Raw genomic sequence first — 24480 nt, 5'->3', positions numbered from 1 at the left:
AGGAACCCCATGGACTTCGTCCAGCGCACCATCGACCTCGCCCGGCAGAACGTCGCCGAGGGCGGCCGCCCCTTCGCGACCGTCATCGTCAAGGACGGCGAGATCCTCGCCGAGAGCGGCAACAAGGTCGCCCAGACGAACGACCCCACCGCCCACGCCGAGATCCTCGCCATCCGCGAGGCGTGCGTGAAGCTCGGCACCGAGCACCTGACCGGCACCACCATCTACGTCCTGGCCCACCCCTGCCCCATGTGCCTGGGCTCGCTGTACTACTGCTCCCCGGACGAGGTCGTCTTCCTCACCACCCGCGACGCCTATGAGCCCCACTACGTCGACGACCGCAAGTACTTCGAACTGAACACCTTCTACGAGGAGTTCGCCAAGGACCACACCGAGCGTCGCCTTCCCATGCGCTACGGGCCCCGCGACGCAGCCGTGGAGGTCTACCGGTTCTGGCAGGAGCGCAACGGTGGCGAGCGCCGTGTCGCCGGCGCTCCCACCTCCTCCTGAACCGCCTGCGCGAGGTGACCGAGAAGGTGGCGTGGAGCCGGCTCCGGCAGGGCCGGCCCCACGCCACGACCCAGCAGCGGCTCGCAAGGACGATCCTTCCGTCAACGTGCGGATCGCTATGGGGAGATGAGCAACAGAGCCCCCTGCTATGGTGCGCCGATGCCATCGATCAAGCAGTTCCAAGTCACCTTTGACTGCGCAGAACCTGAGCGCGTCGCTCGTTTCTGGTGCGAGGTGTTGGGGTACGTCGTATCGCCGCCACCGGCGGGGTTTGCCACTTGGGACGATTTCGACCGGTCGCGGCCGCCTGAGGATCGAGGTTCCTGGTTCGCCTGCAGTGATCCCACAGGTGTGGGCCCGCGACTGTTCTTTCAGCGCGTTCCCGAAGGCAAGGTCGTCAAGAATCGGGTGCATCTGTGCGTGCGGGTCGGCACCGGGCTCGTGGGGGAAGAGCGCCTCGCCGCGCTCGAAGCCGAGTGCGCACGACTGATCCCGCTCGGCGCGGTACGCGTGCGACTCCTGTATGACGGCAACGATTCGTGCATCGTGATGCAGGACATCGAGGGCAACGAGTTCTGTCTCGACTGAGCGTCCTACGAGCCGGGTCCCGACCTCGCGAACGCGCCGTGCACCGAGGGGTGGTCGGCCAGCGCCTGCCCGGCGGCGGCCAGATGGTCAGGGGCCATGTTCAGCAGGAGATTGGAGGGCGATACCTCCGCGGCGGTGATGTCGAGACGTGGCCGGACGAAGCCGGCCTCGGGGAGCAATGGAACAGTGGTTGGCGTGAAGCATTGACCGACGTCATGGACGCCGTTGACGGCGGGCGTTCCCGCCGGTTACCCGTGCTTGTCCCCCGCAAGACCGCCGTCGTCGTCATCACCGCGAAGTCCGCCGGGCGCAAGGTCTTCGGCCTCGCCACCGCAGGCGTCCGTCTCGCTTGACCTCTTGCGCGTCAGTCCGGCAGCCAGTGCAGCTCGTGCGCCAGGGTTTTGGCGACGGCACGGATGCGGCGGTGTAGCGGCGACTGCTCGCGTGGGAGGACCAGGTGGAACGTCAGGCTGGGCGCGCCCCGCAGCGGTCGCCAGGTGAGACCGGCCGGTTGTGCCGTGGCCGCGGCTTCGCCGGCCGGGGCGAGGGTGCCCCCGTCGCGCAGGTCGCGCTGAGACATGTCGAAAGAGACTGCGGGCGTGTGGAATCGGGGGTGTGGTCGGGTGTCTCGGAACAGTGCGGACAGCTGATCGTGGATCACGGGGTTGGCCGCACGGTCCGGGAGTCTCAGCGGATACGCGGCCGCGTCGGCGATCTCGATCTCCGGGTGTTCGGCCAGCGGATGGTGCTGCGCCAGCTGGACCCCGATGCGCGCACGCCGCAGCAGGAACCGGCGCACGCCACGGCCCGGCTGTTCACCGCGGGTGATCCCGGCATCGATGCGGCCGTCGGCGACCGCGGGGGAGATCTCCGGTGTCGCCATCGGGACCGCGCCGACCTCGAGTCCGCTGTTGCCGCGAATCAGCCTGTCCACCAGGGCCGGTGCCGTCTCGGCCCCGGCGCTGAGGCTGTATCCGATGCGCAGCGTGCCCAGTTCACCGGCCGCCGCGCTCCGGGCGGTGTCCCATGCCCGGTCCAGCGCCGCCAGCGCGGGCGGCGCGGACTCCGCCAAAGCCGCACCGGCCGTGGTCAATACGACGCTACGCGTGTTGCGGACCAGCAGGGCCGTACCGAGTTCCGCCTCCAATCGGCGCATCCGGGCGCTGAGTGCGGGCTGTGCGATACCGATCCGTGCGGCCGCGCGGGTGAAGTTCAACTCCTGCGCCAGCACCAGGAAGTACCGCAGGCTCACCGTATCCGGCGCCACGTGCCCTCCCTGCCGATTGATAACGATCCGTTCTGAGCCTATCCCGTACCGGTCTTTCCCTCGCCCGCGCATCAAGCCCTAACCTGCGCATATGACGGTTCAACTGACCGCGGTGGCCGTCGCCGGGATCGATCGATCTGAGTGTCAATGCGAAGTCGGACGTGTCCGGCCGAACACAGGAGGTTTCCATGGCTAAGGGCTACTGGGTCAGTGTCTACCCCGCCATATCCGACCCTGAGGGGCTGACTGCCTACGACAAGCTGGCCGGTCCGGCTGTCCAGGCTGGGGGCGGGCGCACCCTGTCCCGGATTCCGTCCCGTGGTGGTCGAGTCGTCGCCCACGAGGCCGGAATCACGCAACGCGTCGTTCTGATCGAGTTCGACAGCTTTGAACAGGCCGTCGCGGCATACGAGAGCGAGGCATACCAGAAGGCGCTGGTGGCCCTCCCCGACGGCGTCGAGCGCGACTTCCGCATCATCGAAGGCATCGACTGACCGGCGGGCCCAGCCATCGCTGAGCATCCGTCACCTGATACGCACACGGTGCTGAACGACGACTCACGAGACGAGTGCGAAGCCATGCCCCGTGTCCCAGTTCGTCGTCGACGTCCTCGACGGCCTGATCCCTGTCGGGCGGATCGAAGAAGCGATGCGACGTCCGGGCCAGCTGGACTGTCTCGCTGACCTCGTCGACGAAACTCACCCTCGCCCGAAGCGAACCGCGAACCGCTTCTCACACGACAGATCGGTCCAGCGGACACAAGGCTTCGATGACCAGGGGCGCATCCTGTAGCCCAGGGGCGCGCCTGGCTGCGCCAGGACGGCGCACTGGAGCCGGCCGCCCTGCTTCGGGGATGGAAGCGCACCGGGTGCCGCCCGAATATTGGAAGGCTGGGTTTACAAGGTCACGTTTGGAAGGCTAGCCTTCTAAACGTGAGCGATGTACAGAAGCCGACCGCGCAGGACGCCGCGGTCCGCGAGACCGCCACCCGGTTGCGGGTGGGTGTCGGGGCGTTCAAGCGGCGCACGCAGGAGAGGCTGTCCGAGGGTGACCTGACCGTGCCGCAGCTGACGGCCTTGTCGCGGCTCGATCGCCTCGGTCCGTCCACGACCGCTGAGCTGGCCCGACGCGAGCAGATCACCCCGCAGGCGATGGGGGCCACGATCGCGAGCCTTGAGAAGCGTGATCTGGTCGTGCGACGGCCGGATTCCGGCGACGGGCGCCGCGCGATCCTGAGCCTGACCCCGGCGGGCCGAGCTGCGGTCCGTTCGGGCCGCAGCGCCATCGTCGATCAGGTCGCCGGCGTGCTGGCCGAGTCGTTCACCAGCGAAGAGATCGCGACCCTCGATGCCGCCGCCCGGTTGATCGAACGTCTCGCCCAGCTCCTGTGAGCACGACGTACTGGAGATCCCGATGCCCCCTTCCCGGCCCTCGACCAGTGACCCGGCGGTGATCGAGACGTCGCGCGATCATCCGTTCTCGTGGCGGTTCGCCACTCCGTTGTTCATCGGTTCGGCGCTCAACCCCATCAACAGCTCCCTGGTCGCCACCGCTCTCGTGCCGATCGCCGACGGGCTGGGCGTCTCGATCGGGCAGACCGCCGCACTGGTCACGGCCCTGTACCTGGCCAGCGCGATCGCGCAACCCACCGCGGGCAAGGCCGCCGAAGTATTGGGGCCACGGCGCGTGTTCCTCACCGGCATCGGGCTGGTCATCGTCGGAGGACTCGTCGGCGGCTTCGCCCAGGACCTCCTCACGCTGTTGATCAGCCGGGTGCTGCTCGGCCTGGGCACCTCGTGCGCCTATCCGACGGCCATGCTGCTGATCCGCCGACGCGCACGGGACGCGGGCCTGGAGAAGCCACCGGGCGCAGTCCTGGGTGGTCTGCAGATCGCCGGTATCGCCACCGCCTCGCTCGGGCTGCCCCTCGGTGGGGTGCTGGTGGGCGCGCTGGGCTGGCGAGCAGTCTTCTTCATCAACGTCCCGGTCGCCCTGGTCGCCCTGGTCGCGACGCTGTGCTGGGTTTCCTCCGATGACCCGCTGGACCGTACCCTCAGCGCCCGCGGCATCGCAGCCGGTCTGGACGTCATCGGCATAGCCGGCTTCGCCGCGGCGATGATCGCGCTGCTGCTGTTCCTGTTCGGCCTGCCCACCGCGCACTGGTACCTCCTGACGATCTCTGTTGCGCTGTGGATCGCCCTGGTGCGGTGGGAACTGCGCGCCCGCACGCCGTTCCTCGACTTCCGCCTGCTCGCCGGCAACCGAGCCCTGACCAGCACCTACCTTCGCTTCGGACTGGTCCTGCTCTGCGTCTACGTCGTGCTCTACGGCGTCACGCAGTGGGTCCAGACCGTCCGGGGCCTGTCCGAGACCGAAGCCGGACTGCTGCTGTTGCCCATGACCCTCGTGTCCGGCCTGGTGATCTCGCCCGTCTCGCGGCGCAACCTCGTCCGCGGTCCGGTCATCGCCGCAGGCCTGGCCTGCCTGATCGGCTCAGCCGGCGTGCTGCTGCTCGGTACCGCGGCCTGGATCGGCTGGGTCGTGGTGGTCACCCTCGTCTTCGGCATCGCCATGGGAACGGCCGCGGCCGGCAACCAGACCGCCCTCTACCTCCAGGCGCCCGCCGAACAACTCGGCACCGCCTCGGGTCTGTTGCGCACCTTCGGCTACCTTGGCTCGATCGCCGCCTCCGCCCTCACCGGCGTCGTCTTCCACACCCAGGTCTCGGACCACGGGATGCACCTGGTTGCCTGGATCATGGTGGGAATCAGCGTCGTCCTGGTCGTGATGACCGTTGCCGACCGCACCCTGCGCACCCGAATCTCCCAGGCACCGAACCACTGACCGACCTGCAAGAACCCCATCGCCGACGGCATCGTGGAGGGGGCTTTGCGCGAGGCACCTCGCCCACCGGGCGAGTGAGGTAGCAGGGGCGGGGTCAGCCGGGAACGATCAGATCGATCCCGTAGGCCGTGACCGTGAGGCAGGCGGCGAAGCACAGCACGGCCGTGATAGCTGCCACCTTCTGGTGTCGACCCGAGGGCGTGTCGGGGGCGGGCTCCCCGTGTCCGGCGCGGGCCCACGCCGCCAGGCCGAGCGAGAACATCACGACGACCACCACGGTGATGCCGAGGCTGACTCCGAAGACCCCGGCCAGAGTGCCCCAGTCGATGTCCATCCCGTTTCTCCCTCCTTTGCCTCTTCCTCGGCGACGGCTCGGCCGCTGGTCGGGCCGGTTCAGGCGGCCGACCTGGCAGTGGGCTTCGTAGCGCTTGCCGGCATCTCATTGACGTTCTCCGGGTTCACCGGGCGGCGGCGGGAGAGCACGTAGAAAGCCGCCGCGGCGGTCAGGGCGACACCCGCCACCAGGGCCACCCCCAGCTCGCCCCGACCGGCCACCCACGCTGCCATGCCTCCCACGGCGGCCGCGGCCGGCAGTGTCAGCAGCCAGGACACCGCGATCCGCCCTGCGATGCCCCAGCGCACGTGTGCCAGCCTGCGGCCCAGTCCCGCGCCGAGGATGCTGCCTGTGCACACCTGGGTGGTCGACAGCGCGAAACCCATGTGCGACGAGGCAAGGATCACCGCGGTCGCGCTGGTCTCGGCGGCGAAGCCCTGCGGGGCCTGGATGTCGGTGAGTCCTTTGCCCATGGTCCGGATGATCCGCCAGCCGCCGACGTATGTGCCCAGGGCGATCGCCAGCCCCGCACTCAGCACCACCCACCAGGGCGGCCCCGCGCCATGGCTGAGCACTCCGCTCGAGATGAGCGCCAGGGTGATGACCCCCATCGTCTTCTGCGCGTCATTGGTGCCGTGCGCCAGTGCCACCAAGGACGCCGACCCGACCTGTCCGGCACGGAAGCCCTTCCCGACGGTGCGTGCCGAGGTCCTCCTGGTGATCACATAGGCGAGGTAGGTGGCCAACAGCGCTACCACGCAGGCCACCAACGGTGAGGCCACCGCAGGGATCACGATCTTCTCGATGATCGCGCCGAAGCGCACCGCGGAACCCCCGGCCCCCACCCAGACCGCCCCGATCAGCCCGCCGAACAGTGCGTGGGACGAGCTGGAGGGCAGTCCGAGGAGCCAGGTGACCAGATTCCACAGGATCGCCCCGATCAACCCGGCGAAGATCATCACCAGGGACACTTCGCTGTCTTGGACGATGCCGCCCGAGATCGTCTTGGCCACCTCCGTGGAGAGGAAGGCTCCGGCCAGATTGAGCAGACCCGCGACGGCGACGGCGACCCGGGGGCTCAGTGCCCCGGTGGCGATGGAGGTGGCCATCGAGTTGGCGGTGTCGTGAAACCCGTTGGTGAAGTCGAAGGCCAGGGCGGTGAGGATCACGGCCACGAGCAGGAAGGAAACAGATGCCATCCCGGTCCTCCACGTCGAGGGCGGTCTGGCCGCGCGAGCCCACCGTGCCATGCGGGCGAACTGCCGGTCCCCTCCTACGCTAAGTGCCGCTCCGGATCGCTGCCAATGCGACGACGCGGGCCGGTCCGGCGGCCGGCGGCGCTCAGGTGCCGTGCCTGTCCCAGCGACTCGATATTTTCGCCAAGGAGAGCACCCCAGGAGAGCCCGGATCGAAATGGAACCGGACCCGCACGTCATGTCGTCGGCTTCGGCACTCGAGATGCGAGATGCGACTCATAGGTGATCACTGGCCTGAAGCGGGACGACGAGGACCTGTCCGGTGGATCAAGCTGGGCTCAGTCTTCGGGAAGCCGCGCCACCAAAGGACTGCGGAGCGCCTCTGTCGGATCAGACGGCGATTGGCTCGCGTCCAGCAGGCCCCTGAGCGCCGGCAAAGGTGCTCTGCGGACAACTGTGGCGGGAAGCCCTCGACCGCCCTTGCCGGGTGGCCTGCGCAGATCGGAGGGACGACACGGGGCCGGACCTGCCTGGGAGCGCAGCGTCATGGACTGGGGGAAGTTGAATTACTCGGGACCGGAGTCGGTGCGGGCGAAAATACCTTCCAGCATTCCGGTGGCCTGCCCGACCTCGATCAGATAGCCATCAGGATCGCGCAGGTAGCAGCGGACCTCGGCACGCCGGTCGATCGGCGGCGTCAGGAACTCCGCTCCTTTCGCGCTCCATTGGGCGTAGCAATCCTCGATGTCGGCGACCCGAAGGTTCATGAAGCTGGAGACGGTGTGCGGTTCGCTGGGTGGGACCAGTGTCACGTCGGGCTTGTCCGGGGTCGGGCCTCCGCCCGGGTTCATGATGATCCAACTGTTGGCGAGCCGCACGATGCAAGGGTTCTCGTCCAGGACGACCTGCCCGCCGAGCACCTCGCTGTAGAAGCGGCGCGAACGTGCCACATCACGCACCGTCAAGAAATGCGTCATCAGAAGCCCCTCATTCGGGGCCGGAATGCCGTCGTTGTCCATCTCTGGCCTTTCTCCGCCGACCGCGATACCCGGCGCACCAATTCCACAAGCCCAACGCCGCCGAGGCGCTACATCGCGGCGGCGCCGTTGCGCCACTGCAGCCCGGTGCCGTCCAGGGAGCCGTTTCCATTGGTCGGGCTGTGCCGGTTGACGGAGGCGCCGCGGTAGGGCGTCTCGGCATCCCTCGGGCGACACTCGTGCAGCGGCGACCGGCGGGACCGGCGGCGGCGCACCCGCTCACCGGGACGGAGAGAAGCCGAAGGCAATCGGCGCCTTGGCGATGGCATTGGGCCCCGTGGCGGCGCTTCCTTCGCGGATGGCCTCCGCCTTCCATGTCATCGCGCCACGGTGCCCGCTGCAACCCGTGGGCGCCCGGCCAGAGCCCGGGCGCCCTTTCCGTACTCGACCTGGAACGACTCCTGCAATGCATCGTGTGGCTGGTGCCGAACCCGTTCTTCGTCATCACCGGCCGCAGCTGACTTCGGTGGGCCGGCCAGGGCACGTTGCGAAAGGTGCGTCGGATGGCTGGTCCGCAGCGGTTGATCTCGATGACACACGGCGCTTGGGGCCTCAAGGCGCCTTGACAGCTCCTGGGATTCCGCGCCGGGAGACGTGACGTCTCGCTGTCAGTGTCGTCGAGTAAGTTCTGTCCGTTCGGCCTGATAGGCGGGCCGAACGGACTGAAGGGCTCGTCGCTGTGAGCATCCACCTACACCTTCGTGCCGTCGCGGAGTCCGAGATCCGGGACGACCACACCTGGCTCGCGGCGTTTATGTGGGCGGCTTGGGACGACCACCCCGAGGAGTACGCAGCGGGTATCGCCGACTCGATCGACAAGGTCTGGGACGCTGTCAATGACCTCTACGCCGCTGCCGATGTCCTCGAAGCGGACGCCGGCAAGCTGTGGACGCTGCCGATCTACGGCGGTCGCCCCGTGGCACACAGCGCCGAAGCCGACCCCTCGAACCCGCCCCTGATGATTCTGGAGCCGGCCGGGGTGTCACAGGCAGCAGAGTTCCTTGCGAGCGTCTCTTTCGAAGAGCTGTGGAACGTCGCCAGTGCCAAGCTTCGCCGCTACGGCCAAGACGAGGCACAGGCCAGGCAGGAGTTCCTCGACCATCACAGGGACCTCGTGGGGTTCTACGAGCGAGCGGCTGCAGTAGGCCACGCCGTAGTCAAGGCGGTGTGGGCTTGAGACGTGGTCACGTGCCGGTTACAGGCATTCGTTGATGACGGCGGCCTGCACGGTTGCTTCGTAGCGCATGGCGAGTTCGACGTACCGGGTGGCGACGGCAGGGTGGCGTTGGAGCGGTACCCCGCCGGCTGGGAGGCCCCCGACCCTGACCGGATCGCCGAACTTCACACGCCGGCTCAGTGTTCCACCTGCACTCGGGCCAGGCTCCTGTGCGGGGGCGGGCGGCGATCCGGGAGGCGGTGGCCCAAGTGTTCTCGCTCGTACCGGACTTGACCTTCACGTTCGTCTCGCTACGCACCGGCGAGGACTTCTGGGTCGTCCAGTGGAAGCTGTCTGGGACGTCCGTGTCCGGTGCTGCCGTGGACGTGGACCTGGCGGACTTCGTCCTGGTCGACAACGGTGCCGTGCGGGAAAGCATTCCTACGTGGACGGGGTGGCGATGCAGGCTGCCCTGGCGTCCCCCGCGGCGCCTGGCGCGGAGAACCACTGAGACGTGGCACGCGAAAGTGGCACGCGAAGGGGGCCCCTGGGGCGCGGTGATCCGTTGGTGGGCGCGCGTTCCCCAGGAGCTTCCTGTTCGTGCGCCTGCCAACCGTCGACGGGCCGGCCCACGCTCCACCCCCCCCCGGCCGCGGAGAGCACTCACCACACCAGCTCCGGCCCAGAGCCGTCCTCACCGACCACCGGGACCGCCCACCCGGGATTCAGAGCAAACTGAGAGCTCCGCATTGCCCGGCTGGCGCGCCCTTTCGATCTATCTTGTCCTCACCCGCCGGAGGAGGATCTGCCGATGAGCTTGATCAACGGTCTGCCCGCGCACGTTCTGCTCGTGCATTTCGTCGTCGTGTTCGTTCCCCTGACCGCGCTCGCATTGGTGGCCTGTGCGATCTGGCCGGCCGTGGCGCAGCGCATCGGCATCGCATTGCCGCTGTTCGCGCTGGTCACGTTCGCGAGTGTGCCGCTGACCACCAATGCCGGGGAGTGGCTGGAGGGGCACGTCGACAGCAATGCACTGGTTCGCCGGCACACCGAACTCGGCGACGGCCTGCTTCCCTGGGCGGCGGGTCTGTTCGTCCTGGCGGTCGCCGTCTGGTGGGTGGCCCGCCGCAACGCCGCGGCCGGGACCTCGCGCAGCGCACGCCGGTCGGTCGCGCCGGCTCGCATCGCGGCTGTGCTCCTGTCGCTCGTCGTGGCCACGGGAGCCGTCGTGGACGTTTACCGCATCGGAGACTCCGGGGCGAAGGCCGCCTGGCACGACGGCTTCTCCAAGACGGCGTCGGGTGACGGGGACGATCACTGACCTGCTGCCGACTCGCCGGATCCGGCCCTGTGCGTGAAGTGGTCGGTTCGAGCGAAGGCTGTCGGTTGCTGAGGGCTGATCGGTATAACTCGGCGCCGTGGAAGGGCGATTGAACGGCGGGTCGAATCCGTATGAGCGCCGTGTGCCAGCAGAAACGACGCCACCGGGACCGTTCCTCACCGTGGCGGAGATCCGGCGGCCCCCGGACGCTCTGCTTCCTCGCCCCAAGCCCCGGACGCAAGCCCCAGACCGGCCCAGTCACACACTCCCTGAACCGGTCCTACCGGCGCAGACGCCACCAAGCCACGGCCCGGCACTGCCACTACCGAGGAAGAACCATCTCCGGCAACGATCTCTGACTGGAGTACTGGAGCACTGGAGTTCTGGAGTAGTGGAGTGCTGGAGCACCCGGGCGGACGACCGCGCTCACGCACCGGGTGGACGGAAAAAGTCCTGGATGTCCCTTGATTCCCCTCTCCGATGCCCGAACACTGACGCGGAGGGGGACGGGGGAGGGGGACGGGGTGGCCGTCGAATTCTGCTTGCTTCAGACCATCAGTGCGCAGGTGGACGGCCGGGAGGTGGATCTGGGGCATCTGCGCCAGCGTCAGGTGCTCGCGGCTCTTCTCGTCGACGCCAATCGCCCCGTCTCCGTGGAGCGGTTGATCGACCGGCTGTGGGGCGAAGGCCCGCCGCAGCGCGCCGCGACGACGCTCTACAGCTATCTGTCGCGGCTGCGTCGCGTCATCGAGCCGCTCGGCGCGTCGATCAGCCGCCACCCGCAAGGCTATGTGTGCGAGGTGGACCCGCAAGCGGTCGACCTGCACCGTTTCCGTGACCTGGTCGCACGTGCCCGTTCCGCCGGGGACGACACCCACGCCGCACGGCTGCTCACCGAGGCGCTGCGGCTGTGGCCCGGCGACACGCCGGCCGAGCCGGACACCCCGTGGTTCAACGCGCTGCGCGACACCCTCGAAGGTGAGCGCCTGGCCGCCGAGCTGGACCTCAACGACGTGCTGCTACGGCAGGGCCGGGAATCCGAACTGCCGGCCCCGCTGCGCCTGCTGGCCCAGGCACACCCCCTCGACGAGCGGATCGCCGCGCAACTGATGCTCGCCCTGCACCGGCAGGGCCGGACCCCGCAGGCGCTGGAGGTCTACCGGGGCATCACCCGACTCCTGGACGCGGAGCTGGGACTCGCCCCGAGCCCCTCGCTCCGGCAATTGCACCAGGACATCCTCGTAGGCGCGCCACTCCTGGCCGTCGACAGTGCGGGCGGGCCTCTCGCCGACACGCCTCCCGGCTCCGGATCCGGCTCCGGGTCCGCATCCGGCTCCGGCCCCGGGGCCGGCTCCGATGAGGGGCACCGCCCAACGCCGGTGGCGGTCCCCGCAGAGGCGCGGTTCCCGGTGCCGCGTCAATTACCGTCGCCCCCACCGGTGTTCACCGGGAGGGGGCGCGCCATGGCGGAGCTCGACCGGCTCCTGGAACCGCCGTCCGGCCACGGCGGTACGGTGCCGATCGCGGGCATCGGCGGATCCGGCGGCATCGGCAAGACCTGCCTCGCCCTGCACTGGGCGCACCAGCGGCTGGACCAGTTCCCCGAGGGACAGCTCTACCTGAACCTGCGCGGCTTCGAACCCTCCGGGACGCCGACGACCGTCGCCTCGGCCCTCCGCGACCTGCTCGACAGCCTGGGCGCACCCGAGGGATCCGTCCCCACCGGGCTGAACGCCCGGGCGGGGCTCTACCGCAGCCTCATCCAGGGACGCCGCATCCTGGTGATCCTGGACAACGCACGCGACGCCGAACAGGTCCTGCCCCTGCTCCCCGGCAGCCCCACCTGCGTCGTCATCGTCACCAGCCGCCACCACCTGGCCGGCCTGGTCACCACGCATGGCGCCCGCCTTCTCACGCTCGGCCCGCTGTCCACCGCCGACGCCGCGTCCCTGCTCACCCGCCGGCTCGGCCGGGAGCGGGTGCACAAGGAACCCGCCGCGGCCGCCGGTCTGCTCCAGCTGTGCGGCGGTCTGCCGCTGGCCATCAGCATCATCGCCGCCCGCGCCGCCGTCCATCCGACGTTCCCGCTGCAGGGGCTCATCCGCGATCTGCACGGGGCGGGCGGCGCCCTCGACACCCTCGACGCGGGGGACGACTCCGCCGACCTGCGGGCCGTCTTCGCCTCGTCCTACGGCGCGCTCAGTGAACCCGCACGCCGGATCTTCCCCCTGCTCGGTCTGCTCGCCGGGCCCGACATCGGCCTGGCCGCGGTGGCCGCTCTGGCCGGGGCCGAGCCCCGTCAGGTCGGCCGGGCCCTGACCGAACTGGTCCGCGCGCACCTGGTGACCGCCCACCGGCCCGACCGCTACACGATGCACGATCTGCTGCGCGCCTACGCCGCGGAGCTGGCCGCGGCGGACCCGGCGAGCCGGTCCGCCTTCGAGCGCCTGGTCGACCACTATCTGCACACCGCCCATGCCGCCGACCGGCTGCTGTCTCCCCACGGAGAGCCGATCGCCCTGACGCCGGCGCTGCCGGGCGCGGCGCCCGTCCAGCTGGCCGACCACCAGGCCGCCCTGGCGTGGTTCGCCGCCGAACACGCCGTGCTGACCTCCCTCGTGGCTCAGGCTCGCCATGCCGAACTGCACGTCAAAACCTGGCAGTTGGCAGCCGTCCTGCCCACGTTCCTGGCGCGACGCGGCCTGTGGGACGAGCTCACCGCGACGCAGTTCGCCGGGCTCGAAGCGGCGACCGCCCTGGCCGACCGCTCGTACCAGGCACGTGCCCACCGCGAACTGGGCAACTCCTGCTGCGAAACCGGCTGCTTCGACGATGCGCAGGCCCACCTGGAACAGGCCCTCGACTTGTACCGGGAGCTGGGCGACACGGTCGGCCAGGCCCACACCCACCTCAACCTCGGCTGGCTGTGGGAGCGCCGGGGAGATCAGCAAAGGGGCCTGGAACACGATCTGCTCGCACTGGACCGCTTCGAGGCCGCGGACCACGAGACCGGCCGGGCCAGGGCCCTCAATGCCGCCGGCTGGGACCATGCGCAGCTCGGCAAGTACGAGGAAGCGGCCGACTTCTGCCGGGAGGCGCTCGCCCTGCAGCAGCATCTCGGCGACCGCCGCGGCGAGGCGAACACCTGGGACAGCCTCGGGTACGCGCTCCAGCACCTCGGCGACCACCGGCAGGCGGCCGACTGCTTCCTGCGGAGCCTGCATCTGAACGAGGAACTCGGCCACCAGTACAACCAGGCCGAGACGCTGGAGCATCTCGGCGACACCCACGAAGCCGGCGGGGACACCGCGGCGGCCCGCGCGGCCTGGCAGCGGGCGGCGGACCTCCTGCACGCCACGGGACACCACGACGCGGACCTTCACCGGCTCCGCGGCAAACTCCAAAACCGCTCCTGACCAGCTCATTCAAGAATTGGACAAGGTTTGTCCAGGACCGCCCGAGCATCGTGAGAGGTGCCAATACGGCACCTGGAACGAGTAGGGAGTGTGGACGTGTACCGGAAGATCGAAGCGATGGGGAGCAGGCTCCTGGAACGGTTCGTGCCCAAGGCCGAGGCATCCGCCGCCGGCTGCTATGTGTGCGTCACCGGCGGGCCGGGGTCCGGCTGCGCGCGGTGGAATCACACCTGGGTCAAGGACCAGTGCACGAATACGTTCATCCGCTGCGGCTGCTTCTGACGGCGCGGTTCTGACAGATCACCGTCGTCCGGCCGGGTCGCGCACAGCCGCGCCGCCCGGCCGGCTCCGGCGCATGAAGGGGGATCCGTACCGTGGACATACTCGCTGTGGCCTGCGCTTCCTGCCTTGCCGTGGTCTTCGGCGCGGCGGCGCTGGGCAAGGTCCGCAGCAGGGCCGCGTTCTCCCGGTTCGCGCAGTCGCTGACCACCATGGACCTGCTGCCGGCCGGCTGGGTGCGCCCCTGCGCCGTGCTCGTGGCGGGGAGCGAGGTGGCAGTGCTCCTCCTGCTGCTGGCAAGCCCGTTGACGGCGCCTGCGGGCCTCGTGGCGTTCCTCCTCGCTGCCGGACTGCTGCTGGCGTTCACCTCGGGCGCCGCGCTCATGGTCGTCCGAGGGGTACGTGCGGAGTGCCGCTGCTTCGGGGCCTCCGGCACCCCGATGGGCCGGCTTCATGTGCTGCGCAACGGTGTGCTGACGCTGATCGCGGCGGGGGGAGCGCTCAGCAGCAGTGACATCGGAGCGGTCGCACCGGCGTACGCGGCGGTGGCCGTGGCCGGCGGGGCCGTCGTCGGGGCGCTGGTGACCAGGCTCGAAGACCTCGCGGCGCTGTTCCGCCCGTCGCTGCCGGCCCGGCCGGAACCCGCCCGCGACTGAGGGATCAACATCGGCCCGGCACCGCAGGGGCCGTACGGACAAGGGGAGTTGGGCGATGTCTTTCCTGATTGCGGCAGTGGTGTTCGTCGGAGCGCTGTGCACGCTGGACCTGGTACTCACCCTGGGGGTGATCAAACGGCTGCGGGAGCACTCCGAGCGGCTGTCCGGGACGAGCGGCCCGGGCGGCCGGTTCGACACCCTCGACATGGCCGTGGGGGAGGAGGTGGGGGAGTTCACCACGTCCACCGTGGACGGCGAGCGGCTGAGCCGCGGGATGCTCGCCGCGGACACGCTGGTGGCGTTCTTCGCCCCCGGTTGTCAGCCGTGCCGGGAGAAGATGCCGGCGTTCGTGGACCACGCGCGGGCCCTGCCCGGTGGGCGGGCGCAGGTGGTGGCGGTCGTGGTCGGCGATCCCGCCGAGGCAGCCGCGTTCGTGGCCGAGCTGTCCCCGGTCGCCCGCGTGGTCGTCGAGGAGGGGCCTGAGGACCCGCTGAGCGCCGCGTTCCGGGCGCGCTCGTTCCCCACGGTGCTGCGGGTGTCCCCGTACGGCGACGGCCGGGTCCTGGTCACCGCGAACCGCATAGCGCTGGACCGACCGGTCACCGCGGCGCGATGACGGACACGGACGAAACACCGCGCGGACGCCGGGTGACCCGGGACACGGGGGCCCGGGTCACCACGGCGTGGTCGCTTGCGGCCAAGGCCGCGCCCGGCACCCTTGTCGCCTTTGTGCTGCTGACGCTGGCGACCGGCGGGCTGCCGGTCGTCACGGCGCTGCTGACCAAACTCATCCTGGATCACCTGGTCGCCGGTGCCTCGACCGGGACCCTGACCGGGCTGGGGCTCTGCCTCGCCGCGGTCGGCGTCGTGACCGGGGCGGCGCCGCAGGTCGGCCAGTATCTGCGCGCGGAGCTCGACCGCCGGGTCGGACTGCTCATGCAGGACCGGCTGTTCACCGCCGTGGACGGGTTCGTCGGACTGGAACGGTTCGAGAACCCCCACTTCCTGGACCGACTGCGGCTGGCCCAGCAGACCGCCGGCGGCACCCCCAACGAAACCGTCTCCGGGGCACTGGGCCTCGTCCGGGCCGCCGTCACCCTCACCGGGTTCGTCGGCTCGCTGCTGGTGCTCAGTCCCGTCCTGACCGGGCTGGTGCTGGTGGCCGGAGTGCCGGTGCTGTGCGCGGAGATCGCGCTGTCGCGACGGCGGGCGCGGATGATGTGGGACATCGGCCCCGCCGAGCGGCGGGAGCTGTTCTACAACGATCTGCTCTCCAGCATGGAAGCCGCCAAGGAGGTGCGGCTGTTCGGCATCGGGGGCTTTCTGCGCGGGCGGATGCTGGCCGAGCGGCGCACGTCCGACGCCGCCAAGCGAGCGGTGGACCGGCGGGAGGTCCGCGCCCAGGCGGGGCTCGGGCTGCTCGCCGCGCTGATCTCCGGCTGCGGACTCGTGTGGGCGGTGGGCGCGGCGCGGTCCGGCGACCTGTCGCCCGGTGACGTCACCCTGTTCGTGGCCGCGGTGGCCGGGGTGCAGGGCGCGCTCGCCACGCTCGCGCTGGAGGTCGCCCGCACGCACCAGGCGCTGCTGCTGCTCGACCACTACCTGGCGGTGACCACCGCCGGTCCCGATCTGCCCCTCGCGGCGGCGCCCCGGCCGCTGCCCGCCCTGAGCGGTGGAATCGAACTCCGCGACGTGTGGTTCCGATACTCCGACGCGCATCCGTGGATCCTGCGCGGGGTCAGCCTGCACATCCCGCACGGCCGGGCGCTGGCGCTCGTCGGGCTCAACGGAGCCGGGAAGTCCACGCTGGTCAAGCTGCTGTGCCGGTTCTACGACCCCACCCGCGGAGCGATCCTGTGGGACGGAGTGGACCTGCGCGAGGTGGACGTCACCGCCTACCGCCGACGCCTCAGCGTGGTGTTCCAGGACTATATGCACTACGACATGACGGCGGCGGAGAACATCGCGCTCGGGGATCTGGACGCGCTCCACGACGACCAGCGGCTTCGCGCTGCCGCCGAACGGGCCGGCATCCACGAGAAGTTGGCGGACCTGCCGCACGGCTACCGCACCCTCCTGTCGCGGATCTTCTTCACCCGCCCCGAGGGGGACGGGGCACAGAGCGGGGTGATGCTCTCCGGCGGACAGTGGCAACGGCTGGCGCTGGCCCGCGCGTTCCTGCGTGAGGGGCGGGACCTGATGATCCTGGACGAACCCTCGGCCGGCCTCGACGCCGCGGCCGAGCACGAGATCCACGCCGCCCTGTGCGGCCACCGGGGCGACCGCACCGGCCTGCTGATCTCCCACCGGCTCAGCGCGGTACGCGACGCGGACCGGATCGTCGTGCTCAAGGACGGCCTCATCGCCGAACAGGGCAGCCATGACGCGCTGATGGCGCTGGACGGCGAGTACGCCCGCCTGTTCACCCTGCAGGCGACCGGTTACCGGACGGACGGCGAGCCGGTGGGCGCCGAGCCCGGTGCGGCGTGGTCATGAGGCCGGCGTCATGGGCCCTGGTGGCCGGAGTGCCGGTACTCGCGGTCGGCCTCGTCCTGACCGCCTCCGCGCTGCGACGGCGGCTGGTCGCGGTCACCGTGCGCGGCGCGAGCATGGAACCGGCCTACCGGGACGGCGACCGTGTCCTGGTACGCCGCGGCCGCCTGCCCGCACCGGGCCAGGTGGTCGTGGTGCGAGACCTCCCGGCCACCGGCCCGACCACCGCCCCGGTACCCACCGCCGCGACCCGCGCGGTGCCGGGCCCGGCCCTGCTGATCAAGCGCGTGGCCGCGGTGCCCGGGGACCCGGTGCCCCGCGACCGGGTGGCCGCACTGGCCGGTGTTCCCGAGCGGTACGTGCCCCACGGACAGTTGGTCCTGCTCGGGGACAATCCGACGGCCAGCTTCGACTCCCGCCACCGGGGCTACTTCGCGTCCGCGCATGTCGTGGGAACGGTGTGGCGCTCGCTTTCCCGCTGACCGGGGTTCAGCGGCTGCCCTCCCGAACCCACGCCGCGGCACCGGCCGGCCGGCGCCCCCTGGCTGTTCCGACGGGGGCTACCGCGGTGCGCCCTGTGCCGGGCGGGGCACCGCCTGGGCGGCGGACACCGCACCTGATCGTTTAGTGATCGTTTATTGAGCTTCGGCAGGATGTGCAGTGTCGGGAAGGATCCTTCACAGGGGACGGTATGGCCAAGCTCTATCTGGAGAAGCTCAAGTGCGTCACGACTGAGGGCTGGAGCGGCTCCGATGAGCCGAGGCTCGTTGTCCAGGATCGCGGCACTGTGTGGAACGGAACGGTGCTGGGAGACCGGATGTACACCGTCAAGTACGACTGCGACTTCACGGGAAAGATCGCTGTCTCCCTCGGGGAGGACGACGATCGGGTGGAGACTGACACGCTCGGGAAGCACTGGATTACGGATACGCCTGGTGAGCGCAGTCTGCGTTTCCAGGCGGATGGCGTTGAGTACAAGCTGCTGTATGCGGTGGAGTAGTTGACTCGATCCCGCATTGGGGTTTGCATGCCTACTCATTGACTGCGGCTACAACTCTAGCCAACCGCATTGCCAATTGCGGTCCACGTCGCACAGATCACCGCGCCGGCCAGCCAAATCTCCGAGAGCCAGGACATTGCGATTCTTCTCCGGACGGTAGAGTTTCGTGAGGCCGTCGGTTTCGCTTTCAGGCGCTGGCGGATCACTTCGGCCGCCCTGTCCGCGCTCCCTACATAATGATCTATGAGTGAGCCACTGTAGGCCGCTATGTAAACCTCCTCACCCGCTGTCGTTTTTAGCTTTAAATTCCCTTGGGCGTCGATGAGGGCTTGGGCTATGGCGTCACGGGTCACGCTGTATTTGAATACCGCGTTGACGACGCACACCTCATCTTGAGAGATGAGCACGCGAGTTCGAAAAATCCGCTGTATCAAGAATACGGTCGCAAAAGAGGCCGTGAGGCCAACTTGAGCCTTATTTGGCCCATTGAAGCCCATTCTCTTCGCAACGAGAGCCGCGAGGGCGAGGAGGAGAACGGAGAAGAACCACTGCAGGATGCGCTGGGACTTCCTTCGGAGTGTCACTGTGTCCTCTTGCCGCTTCATTCCGGTCTCTCCTTCTTCTCTGCCCGCTCCGTCAGGGTGGCCGTCCCATGGTCGGCCACCCTGACGACTAGGTGATCGGCACGTTTTCGGGATCTGCGGCCAGGCTAAGAGCGCGGGCTGGGAGACGACAGCCTCTCGGCGGCCCGTGTGCCGTTCAACTCCTCGGCTACTGCGGCGAAGTAGCGCGGATCGTGTCCATGGACACCCATAACGCATAGCTATCACGACTGGTCTTGGACGTGACCCCGGATCCCGGCGAAGGATGGTGGCTGTCGACGGGCGGGTCCCGAACGGCAGTTGACCAGGGAGACGAAGAGATGACCGAGAACGGCAAGGTCTGGCTGGTCACCGGCGCGCGCAGCGGATTCGGGCGAGTCATTGCCGAGGCTGCGGTCGCCGCCGGTGACACGGTGGTTGGCACGGCCCGACGGACCGAGGCGCAGGCCGACCCGGCCGCCGCACATCCCGATCCGCTTACTTGACCGCGCCGGGGTGCTCCCGCTCCCAGCCGGCCAGTCATTGGTCGTTCCTGACCTCCACCTCCCCTCTCGATTGCACGCCTTCAAGACCGTTTCAGGAGTGCCCTCATGAAATCGCTACTCAATTCCTCCTCTGCCTCCGGCGCCGCGGCCGATACGCCGCAGGCGGCCCGGGGTGGTTCCACCGTGGTGCTCGGTGCCGCCCTGTTGGGCTTCTTCCTCATCTCGCTGGACGCGTTGATCGTGACCGTCGCACTGCCCGCCATCGGCCACAGCCTCGGCGGCGGCATGTCCGGCCTGCAGTGGGTGGTGGACGGATACACGCTGATATTCGCCGCCCTGATGCTCTCCGCGGGTTCCCTCTCCGACCGCATCGGGGCGCGCCAGGCGTACGGCGGCGGCCTGGTGCTTTTCGCGCTGGCCTCGGCGGCGTGCGGGTTCGCGCCCAACCTCGGTGTGCTGGTGGTGGCGCGGCTGGTGCAGGGGGGTGCGGCGGCGGTGATGATGCCGGCGTCCCTCGCCCTGGTCCGGCAGGGCTTTCCCGACCAGGCGAAGCGGGCTCGGGCCATCGCCCTCTGGACCGTGGGCGGCGCGGTCGCGGTGGCGGCCGGACCGGTGCTCGGCGGGGCCCTCACCGCTTCCGTCGGCTGGCGGTGGATCTTCTTCGTCAACCTCCCGGCGGGCCTGCTGGCGCTCGCTCTGCTGGCCCGGGTGCCGGCCTCCCCGCGGCTGCCCGCACGGCTGGACGTGGTGGGGCAGGTGACGGCGGTGGTCGCGATGGGCGCGCTGACGTACGGCGTGATCGAGGGCGGCGACAAGGGCTTCGGCCGGCCGCTCGTGGTGGTGTCGCTGCTGGTGGCTGCCGCCGCGGCAGCCGCCTTCCTCACCGCGCAGGCCAGGGGCGCGCATCCGATGCTCCCGCTGCCGCTGTTCCGTTCGCGGGTGGTGGCGGTGTCCTTGGTGGTCGGCTTCATGCTCAATGCCGCCTACTACGGAGGGGTGTTCATCTTCAGCCTGTATCTGCAGCAGGAGCGCGGGCAGTCCGCCCTGCACGCGGGCCTGATGTTCATTCCGATGACGGCACTGGTCGCCGTGGTGAACCTGGCCTCGGCCAAGCTGGCCGGGCTGTTCGGCCCGCGGGTGCCGATGGTCGCAGGACAGCTGCTCGGGACGGCCGGCCTGCTGGCACTGCTCACCGTCGGCGCGCACACCAACGTGTGGGTGGTGGCGGCGCTGATGGTGCCCGTCGGCCTCGGCGGGGCGCTGACGGTGCCGGCGCTGACCGCGATGCTGCTCGACGCCGTGCCCGCGGACCGGGCGGGTACCGCGGCCGCGGTGCTCAACACCGGCCGCCAGGTGGGCGGAGCGATCGCGGTGGCGGCTTCGGGGCGCTGCTGGCGGGGTCGGAGACCTTCCTGGCCGGTATGCGGTGGAGCATGCTGATCGCGGCGGCCGGGCTCGTACTGACGGCCGGCGCGACGTTCACGCTGCCGCGGGACGGGCGTAGGGGAGAGGAAGCGTGAGGTTGGTTGCGAGCCTGGGGGCCGGGACGCGGGGGTGACTGGTGCTGGGTGTCGCGTGACGGCGCAGCGGGAGCCGGCGGACAACCCAACACCAATTCCCCTTCCCATTCCCATTCCCCACTCCAACTCCACGTACCCCGCTCCGTGAACAGCCGTACGGCATCGGATAGTTGCCACGCGCTACGGGCAACTCGCCGTCCGCGGGGAGTGCCCTCGCCCTTCGTGGCCACCCGGTGGCGGTCGTGTCGGCGGGCCGGACCGTGCCAAGCCGTCCCACTGCTGCTGTCACACCCCTGGTATGGCGCAAAGCGTGGGGTATCTGTCGTTGACGCCATCCGATGCCGGATCGCAGGGTGGAGAGGTGGATCAGCGCCGCATCGTCTTCGTGATTTTCGAGGGGTTCCAACCCCTTGACCTCTTCGGTCCGTACGAGGTGTTCGAGCATGCCCATCAACACACCGGCAGGTACTCCTGCCAGGTCACGGCACCGCGACCGGGGCCGGTACGGTCCGGCAGCGGCCTTCCGGTACACGTTCCGTACGGTGTGGCCGAGCTGGACCCTGCGGGGATCGACACGCTGGTGGTCGCCGGTGGCGGAGGAGTCGACCAGGCCCGTCACGATCGGGCGCTGACAGGCTGGATCACCGACGCGGGGGCCGGCGCCCGACGCGTTGCCTCGGTGTGTAGCGGGGTGTTCCTGCTGGCGGCCGCCGGACTGCTCCAGGGACGGAGGGTGACCACCCACTGGGCACGTGAGCAGCAACTCATACGGGAGCATCCCGAACTGGTCGTCGACTGCGATCCGATCTTCCTCAGGGATGGGCGGGTGTGGACATCGGCCGGGGTGACGGCGGGGATGGACCTGGCACTCGCCCTGGTGGAGGACGACGTGGGCCGGGAGGTCGCCCACGCCATCGCGCAGGAGATGGTGCTGTTCCTGCGCCGCCCCGGCAACCAGTCGCAGTTCAGCGTGCCGTTGTGGTCCGGGCAGCCGTCCACTGATCCCATCCGCGCGGTGGTCTCGGCGATCCACGCCGACCCCGGTGCCCGGCACGGCATCGCCGACCTCGCCTCGCACGCCGGGCTGAGCCCCCGTCACCTCCAGCGCAGGTTCACGGCCGAACTCGGCATCCCGCCCGCCACGTATGTCGAGGGCGTACGCATCGAGGCGGCGAAACGGGCCCTCGCCGAGTCCGGCCACCCCGTCGAGACCATCGCACGACGGTACGGCTTCGGCACCGCGGAGACGCTGCGCCGCGCGTTCCACCGGCACCTGGGCATTGCACCGTCCGACTACCGCGACCGATTCCGTTCCACCAGGGAGTACCTATGACCACCTACGGACTGCTGACGTTCGACGGTGCGGAGGAGCTGGACTTCGCCGGGCCTTGGGAGGTGTTCACCGCATCCTCCATGCTGCGCGACCATGCCGACACCGCGCTGCTCATCGCCGAACGCCCCGGCGTCGTCCGCTGCAACAAGGGCATGCGGGTGCTGCCGGACCACACCCTGGACGACCACCCTCCGCTGGACGTCCTCCTGGTCCCCGGCGGTAACGGGACCCGCCGCGAAGTGTCCAACCCCGTGCTCATCGACTGGATCCGCAAGACCGCCGCCGGCACCGCCTGGACCGCCGGGGTGTGCACCGGAGCCCTGCTGCTGCACGAGGCAGGTCCGGCCCGCGGCCGCCGGGTCGCGACCCACTACCTGTTCGAGGACACCCTGCAGGCCAGGGGCGACATCACCGTGGTCCGCGACGCCCGTTACGTCGTCGATGGGAACCTGATCACCAGCCAGGGCGTCTCGGCCGGGATCGACATGGCCCTGTGGCTCATCGGCCGCCTCCACGGCCGCGACCACGCCCGCGCCGTCCGCCGCTACATCCAGTACGAGCCGGCTCCGCCCTACCTCGCCGACGAGCCGTCCGCCGGCTGACACCCCGTGACGGACGAGGCCGAGGGTGTGCCGCCGGCCGGAGCGAACGGTGCTCAGGCCACCACTTCCGATACCCGACCGGTGAATGCCTGAAGGCCTCGGTGTCACCACCGCCACGGGCATCGGTGATGACGGCCGCGAGGTAGCCCGGGTCCGACGAGCCGGTGGGCCGGCCCTTCGTCACCGGCGGGCGCCGCTCGCTGGGTGCGGGCGTCCGGATCTCGCCCCATGCTGGAAGTGAGGGGGGTAGGCGACGGAGGAAGTGGTGAGGATGCGGACCGTTGTGGACCTCACGCGCTGCCAGGGCTATGCGCAGTGCGTGTTCCTCGCGCCGGAAGTGTTCCAGCTGCACGGGGAGGAGGGATTGCTGTACGCCCCTGCCGTCCCCGACGACCAGATCGAGCGGGTGCGCCAGGCCGCGGTGGCCTGCCCGGTACAGGCGATCCTCCTCGGTGAGGAGGTGAGCGCCGGTGCCCGGTGACCTCGCAGACGGCCGTGTCGTCATCGTCGGCGCGTCGCTGGCCGGGTTGAGGGCCGCGGAGACGCTGCGTACGGAGGGCTTCACCGGCTCACTGACCGTGGTCGGCGACGAGCCCCATCCGCCCTACGACCGGCCGCCGCTGTCCAAGCAGGTGCTCCTCGGCAAGGCGGCGGCGGACACCACCGGACTGCCGATGCGGCGGGACCCGGACGCCGACTGGCGGCTGGGGACACCTGCCACGGGGCTGGACCTGCTCGGGAAACGGGTGGTGCTGGACGACGGCGAGTCACTGCCGTACGACCGGGTGCTCATCGCCACCGGGACCCGCGCGCGGCCCTGGCCCAACCCGGAGGAGGCCGCCCTGGACGGGGTGTTCACGCTCCGTACCCGGGACGAAGCCGGAAGGCTGGCCGAGTGTCTGGCCGCCGGGCCGCAGCGGGTGCTGGTGATCGGTGCCGGTTTCACCGGCTCGGAGATCGCCTCGGCCTGCCGGGAACGGGGGCTGGCGGTCACGGTCGCCGAACGCGGGCCCGCACCCCTGGTGGGCGCGCTGGGCGGCACCCTGTCGAGGCTTGCCGCTGTCATGCAGCGCAACCACGGCGTCGACCTGCGCTGCGGGGTCACGGTCACCGCCTTGCGCGGCGACGGGAACGGCCGGTTCACCGGTGCGGACCTGTCCGACGGCACCCGCGTCGACGCGGACCTGTGCGTCGTGGCGCTGGGAGCCGTCCGCAACGTCGAATGGCTCGCGGAGTCCGGGCTGGCCGCCGGCCCGCGGGGGATCGCCTGTGACGCCGGCTGCCGGGCCTTCACCATGTACGGGATCGTCACCGACGACGTCTTCGTGGCCGGCGACGTGTCCCGCTTTCCCCACCCGCTGTTCGGATACCAGATGCTCTCCCTGGAGCACTGGGGCAACGCGGTCGAGCAGGCCGAGGTGGCGGCCCACAACATGGTCAATCCAGGGCCACTGCAGCGCCCGCACCTGGCCATCCCGACGTTCTGGTCGACTCAGTTCGGGTTCAACATCAAGTCGGTGGGGGTGCCCACCTACTCCGACCATGTGGTCATTGCCCAGGGCTCTCTGGAGGCGCGCCGTCTGGCGATGGTCTACGGCTACCAAGGGCGGGTCACCGCCGCGGTCACCGTCGACATGGCCAAGTCGCTCGACTACTACCGAAGCCTGATCGAGACGGCCGCTCCGTTCCCGCCCCCGACCGGAGCGGCGGACCGTGCGATCGCGGCCGACATCCCGATCCCGTCCGACGTCCCGGATCCGAAGGGGCTGTCCCACGGCCCCACCGTGGCACTCACGGGCTATCTGCCCGATCGCCGACTGACCGTGGTACGGCCCTGAGGC

General features: G+C 69.8%; 27 protein-coding genes and 3 pseudogenes. 24 read left to right on the top strand and 6 right to left on the bottom strand.

Annotated elements, in window-relative coordinates; translation table 11 throughout:
- Nucleotides 1-9 precede the first annotated feature (9 nt).
- The 3 genes from V2J85_RS15155 to V2J85_RS15145 all read left to right on the top strand — a co-directional run bounded on the left by V2J85_RS15155 (nucleotide 10) and on the right by V2J85_RS15145 (nucleotide 1451).
- The gene (locus tag V2J85_RS15155; RefSeq protein ID WP_330821866.1) at nucleotides 10-510 is read left to right on the top strand and encodes a nucleoside deaminase; all 501 of its coding nucleotides are present in this window, start codon (nucleotides 10-12) and stop codon (nucleotides 508-510) included.
- A gap of 159 nt (nucleotides 511-669) precedes the next feature.
- Nucleotides 670-1098 carry a VOC family protein gene (locus V2J85_RS15150; protein WP_261958114.1) on the top strand — a complete coding sequence of 143 codons (429 nt, stop codon included), beginning with the start codon at nucleotides 670-672 and terminating at the stop codon, nucleotides 1096-1098.
- 215 nt (nucleotides 1099-1313) lie between these two features.
- Entirely contained in the window at nucleotides 1314-1451 is a 138-nt protein-coding gene (locus V2J85_RS15145; protein WP_330821865.1) for a hypothetical protein, read from the top strand.
- Between the two features lie 11 nt (nucleotides 1452-1462).
- Here the strand turns inward: V2J85_RS15145 and V2J85_RS15140 are convergent, their stop codons facing one another.
- A complete protein-coding gene (locus V2J85_RS15140; RefSeq protein ID WP_330821864.1) occupies nucleotides 1463-2365 on the bottom strand; it encodes a LysR family transcriptional regulator in 903 nt (300 codons plus the stop codon).
- A 188-nt stretch (nucleotides 2366-2553) separates the two neighbouring features.
- Here V2J85_RS15140 and V2J85_RS15135 point away from each other — a divergent pair, with 188 nt between their 5' ends.
- The 4 genes from V2J85_RS15135 (at nucleotide 2554) to V2J85_RS15120 (ending at nucleotide 5209) form a co-directional block, all read left to right on the top strand.
- Entirely contained in the window at nucleotides 2554-2859 is a 306-nt protein-coding gene (locus V2J85_RS15135; RefSeq protein ID WP_261958116.1) for a DUF1330 domain-containing protein, read from the top strand.
- A gap of 91 nt (nucleotides 2860-2950) precedes the next feature.
- On the top strand, nucleotides 2951-3157 hold the full coding sequence (locus V2J85_RS15130; protein ID WP_261958117.1) for a hypothetical protein: 207 nt from the start codon (nucleotides 2951-2953) through the stop codon (nucleotides 3155-3157).
- Between the two features lie 140 nt (nucleotides 3158-3297).
- The gene (locus V2J85_RS15125; protein WP_261958118.1) at nucleotides 3298-3756 is read left to right on the top strand and encodes a MarR family winged helix-turn-helix transcriptional regulator; all 459 of its coding nucleotides are present in this window, start codon (nucleotides 3298-3300) and stop codon (nucleotides 3754-3756) included.
- A gap of 22 nt (nucleotides 3757-3778) precedes the next feature.
- Nucleotides 3779-5209: an MFS transporter gene (locus tag V2J85_RS15120; protein ID WP_261958119.1), complete on the top strand. Its 1431-nt coding sequence runs from the start codon at nucleotides 3779-3781 to the stop codon at nucleotides 5207-5209.
- Between the two features lie 94 nt (nucleotides 5210-5303).
- Here V2J85_RS15120 and V2J85_RS15115 read toward each other — a convergent pair whose 3' ends face one another.
- The 3 genes from V2J85_RS15115 to V2J85_RS15105 form a co-directional block, all read right to left on the bottom strand.
- The gene (locus tag V2J85_RS15115; protein WP_330821863.1) at nucleotides 5304-5543 is read right to left on the bottom strand and encodes a hypothetical protein; all 240 of its coding nucleotides are present in this window, start codon (nucleotides 5541-5543) and stop codon (nucleotides 5304-5306) included.
- Between the two features lie 59 nt (nucleotides 5544-5602).
- Nucleotides 5603-6742, bottom strand: coding sequence for an inorganic phosphate transporter (locus tag V2J85_RS15110; protein WP_330821862.1), 1140 nt, complete (start codon nucleotides 6740-6742; stop codon nucleotides 5603-5605).
- Between the two features lie 563 nt (nucleotides 6743-7305).
- Entirely contained in the window at nucleotides 7306-7758 is a 453-nt protein-coding gene (locus V2J85_RS15105; RefSeq protein WP_261958122.1) for a VOC family protein, read from the bottom strand.
- A gap of 332 nt (nucleotides 7759-8090) precedes the next feature.
- On the opposite strand from V2J85_RS15105, the gene V2J85_RS15100 reads away from it, so the two are divergent.
- From V2J85_RS15100 to V2J85_RS15050, 11 genes are all read left to right on the top strand, one after another.
- Nucleotides 8091-8237: a hypothetical protein gene (locus V2J85_RS15100; protein WP_261958123.1), complete on the top strand. Its 147-nt coding sequence runs from the start codon at nucleotides 8091-8093 to the stop codon at nucleotides 8235-8237.
- 218 nt (nucleotides 8238-8455) lie between these two features.
- Nucleotides 8456-8953, top strand: coding sequence for a DUF1877 family protein (locus V2J85_RS15095; protein WP_261958124.1), 498 nt, complete (start codon nucleotides 8456-8458; stop codon nucleotides 8951-8953).
- 179 nt (nucleotides 8954-9132) lie between these two features.
- Entirely contained in the window at nucleotides 9133-9747 is a 615-nt protein-coding gene (locus V2J85_RS15090; protein ID WP_330821861.1) for a nuclear transport factor 2 family protein, read from the top strand.
- Nucleotides 9744-10253, top strand: coding sequence for a DUF2231 domain-containing protein (locus tag V2J85_RS15085; RefSeq protein ID WP_330821860.1), 510 nt, complete (start codon nucleotides 9744-9746; stop codon nucleotides 10251-10253). Before V2J85_RS15090 ends, V2J85_RS15085 begins: the two co-directional genes overlap by 4 nt.
- A 524-nt stretch (nucleotides 10254-10777) precedes the next feature.
- On the top strand, nucleotides 10778-13669 hold the full coding sequence (locus V2J85_RS15080; RefSeq protein ID WP_330821859.1) for an AfsR/SARP family transcriptional regulator: 2892 nt from the start codon (nucleotides 10778-10780) through the stop codon (nucleotides 13667-13669).
- 117 nt (nucleotides 13670-13786) lie between these two features.
- A complete protein-coding gene (locus V2J85_RS15075; RefSeq protein WP_261958127.1) occupies nucleotides 13787-13951 on the top strand; it encodes a hypothetical protein in 165 nt (54 codons plus the stop codon).
- 92 nt (nucleotides 13952-14043) lie between these two features.
- Complete coding sequence (locus V2J85_RS15070; protein ID WP_261958128.1) at nucleotides 14044-14604, top strand: MauE/DoxX family redox-associated membrane protein; 561 nt, start codon at nucleotides 14044-14046, stop codon at nucleotides 14602-14604.
- Nucleotides 14605-14659: 55 nt separating this feature from the next.
- Nucleotides 14660-15220: a TlpA disulfide reductase family protein gene (locus V2J85_RS15065; protein WP_261958129.1), complete on the top strand. Its 561-nt coding sequence runs from the start codon at nucleotides 14660-14662 to the stop codon at nucleotides 15218-15220.
- On the top strand, nucleotides 15217-17100 hold the full coding sequence (locus tag V2J85_RS15060; protein WP_261958130.1) for an ABC transporter ATP-binding protein: 1884 nt from the start codon (nucleotides 15217-15219) through the stop codon (nucleotides 17098-17100). The genes V2J85_RS15065 and V2J85_RS15060 overlap by 4 nt, the downstream gene beginning before the upstream one ends.
- Nucleotides 17101-17129: 29 nt before the next feature.
- The gene (locus V2J85_RS15055; protein ID WP_330821858.1) at nucleotides 17130-17579 is read left to right on the top strand and encodes a S26 family signal peptidase; all 450 of its coding nucleotides are present in this window, start codon (nucleotides 17130-17132) and stop codon (nucleotides 17577-17579) included.
- Between the two features lie 209 nt (nucleotides 17580-17788).
- Nucleotides 17789-18097 carry a hypothetical protein gene (locus V2J85_RS15050; protein ID WP_330821857.1) on the top strand — a complete coding sequence of 103 codons (309 nt, stop codon included), beginning with the start codon at nucleotides 17789-17791 and terminating at the stop codon, nucleotides 18095-18097.
- A 56-nt stretch (nucleotides 18098-18153) separates the two neighbouring features.
- Here V2J85_RS15050 and V2J85_RS15045 read toward each other — a convergent pair whose 3' ends face one another.
- Both V2J85_RS15045 and V2J85_RS41335 read right to left on the bottom strand, forming a co-directional pair.
- Entirely contained in the window at nucleotides 18154-18702 is a 549-nt protein-coding gene (locus V2J85_RS15045; RefSeq protein ID WP_330821856.1) for a hypothetical protein, read from the bottom strand.
- Nucleotides 18703-18810: 108 nt separating this feature from the next.
- Nucleotides 18811-18911: pseudogene (locus V2J85_RS41335) on the bottom strand (LysR family transcriptional regulator); the annotation flags it as partial.
- Between the two features lie 108 nt (nucleotides 18912-19019).
- On the opposite strand from V2J85_RS41335, the pseudogene V2J85_RS15040 reads away from it, so the two are divergent.
- The 6 genes and pseudogenes from V2J85_RS15040 to V2J85_RS15015 form a co-directional block, all read left to right on the top strand.
- Nucleotides 19020-19172, top strand: a pseudogene (locus tag V2J85_RS15040) (short-chain dehydrogenase/reductase); the annotation flags it as partial.
- A 117-nt stretch (nucleotides 19173-19289) separates the two neighbouring features.
- Nucleotides 19290-20704, top strand: a pseudogene (locus V2J85_RS15035) (MFS transporter).
- Nucleotides 20705-21065: 361 nt separating this feature from the next.
- The gene (locus tag V2J85_RS15030) at nucleotides 21066-22037 is read left to right on the top strand and encodes a GlxA family transcriptional regulator (RefSeq protein WP_330821854.1); all 972 of its coding nucleotides are present in this window, start codon (nucleotides 21066-21068) and stop codon (nucleotides 22035-22037) included.
- Complete coding sequence (locus V2J85_RS15025) at nucleotides 22034-22639, top strand: DJ-1/PfpI family protein (protein WP_330821853.1); 606 nt, start codon at nucleotides 22034-22036, stop codon at nucleotides 22637-22639. Before V2J85_RS15030 ends, V2J85_RS15025 begins: the two co-directional genes overlap by 4 nt.
- Nucleotides 22640-22910: 271 nt before the next feature.
- Nucleotides 22911-23120 (top strand): ferredoxin, encoded by a 210-nt coding sequence (locus V2J85_RS15020; protein WP_261958136.1) that lies wholly within the window; start codon nucleotides 22911-22913, stop codon nucleotides 23118-23120.
- Nucleotides 23110-24477, top strand: coding sequence for an NAD(P)/FAD-dependent oxidoreductase (locus V2J85_RS15015; protein WP_261958137.1), 1368 nt, complete (start codon nucleotides 23110-23112; stop codon nucleotides 24475-24477). The genes V2J85_RS15020 and V2J85_RS15015 overlap by 11 nt, the downstream gene beginning before the upstream one ends.
- Nucleotides 24478-24480 lie beyond the last annotated feature (3 nt).

Source organism: Streptomyces bugieae (genome assembly GCF_036352915.1).
Classification (GTDB): domain Bacteria; phylum Actinomycetota; class Actinomycetes; order Streptomycetales; family Streptomycetaceae; genus Streptomyces; species Streptomyces endophytica.
Note: the sequence above shows the minus strand (reverse complement) of the source record. Positions and strands in the feature narration are given on the sequence as shown.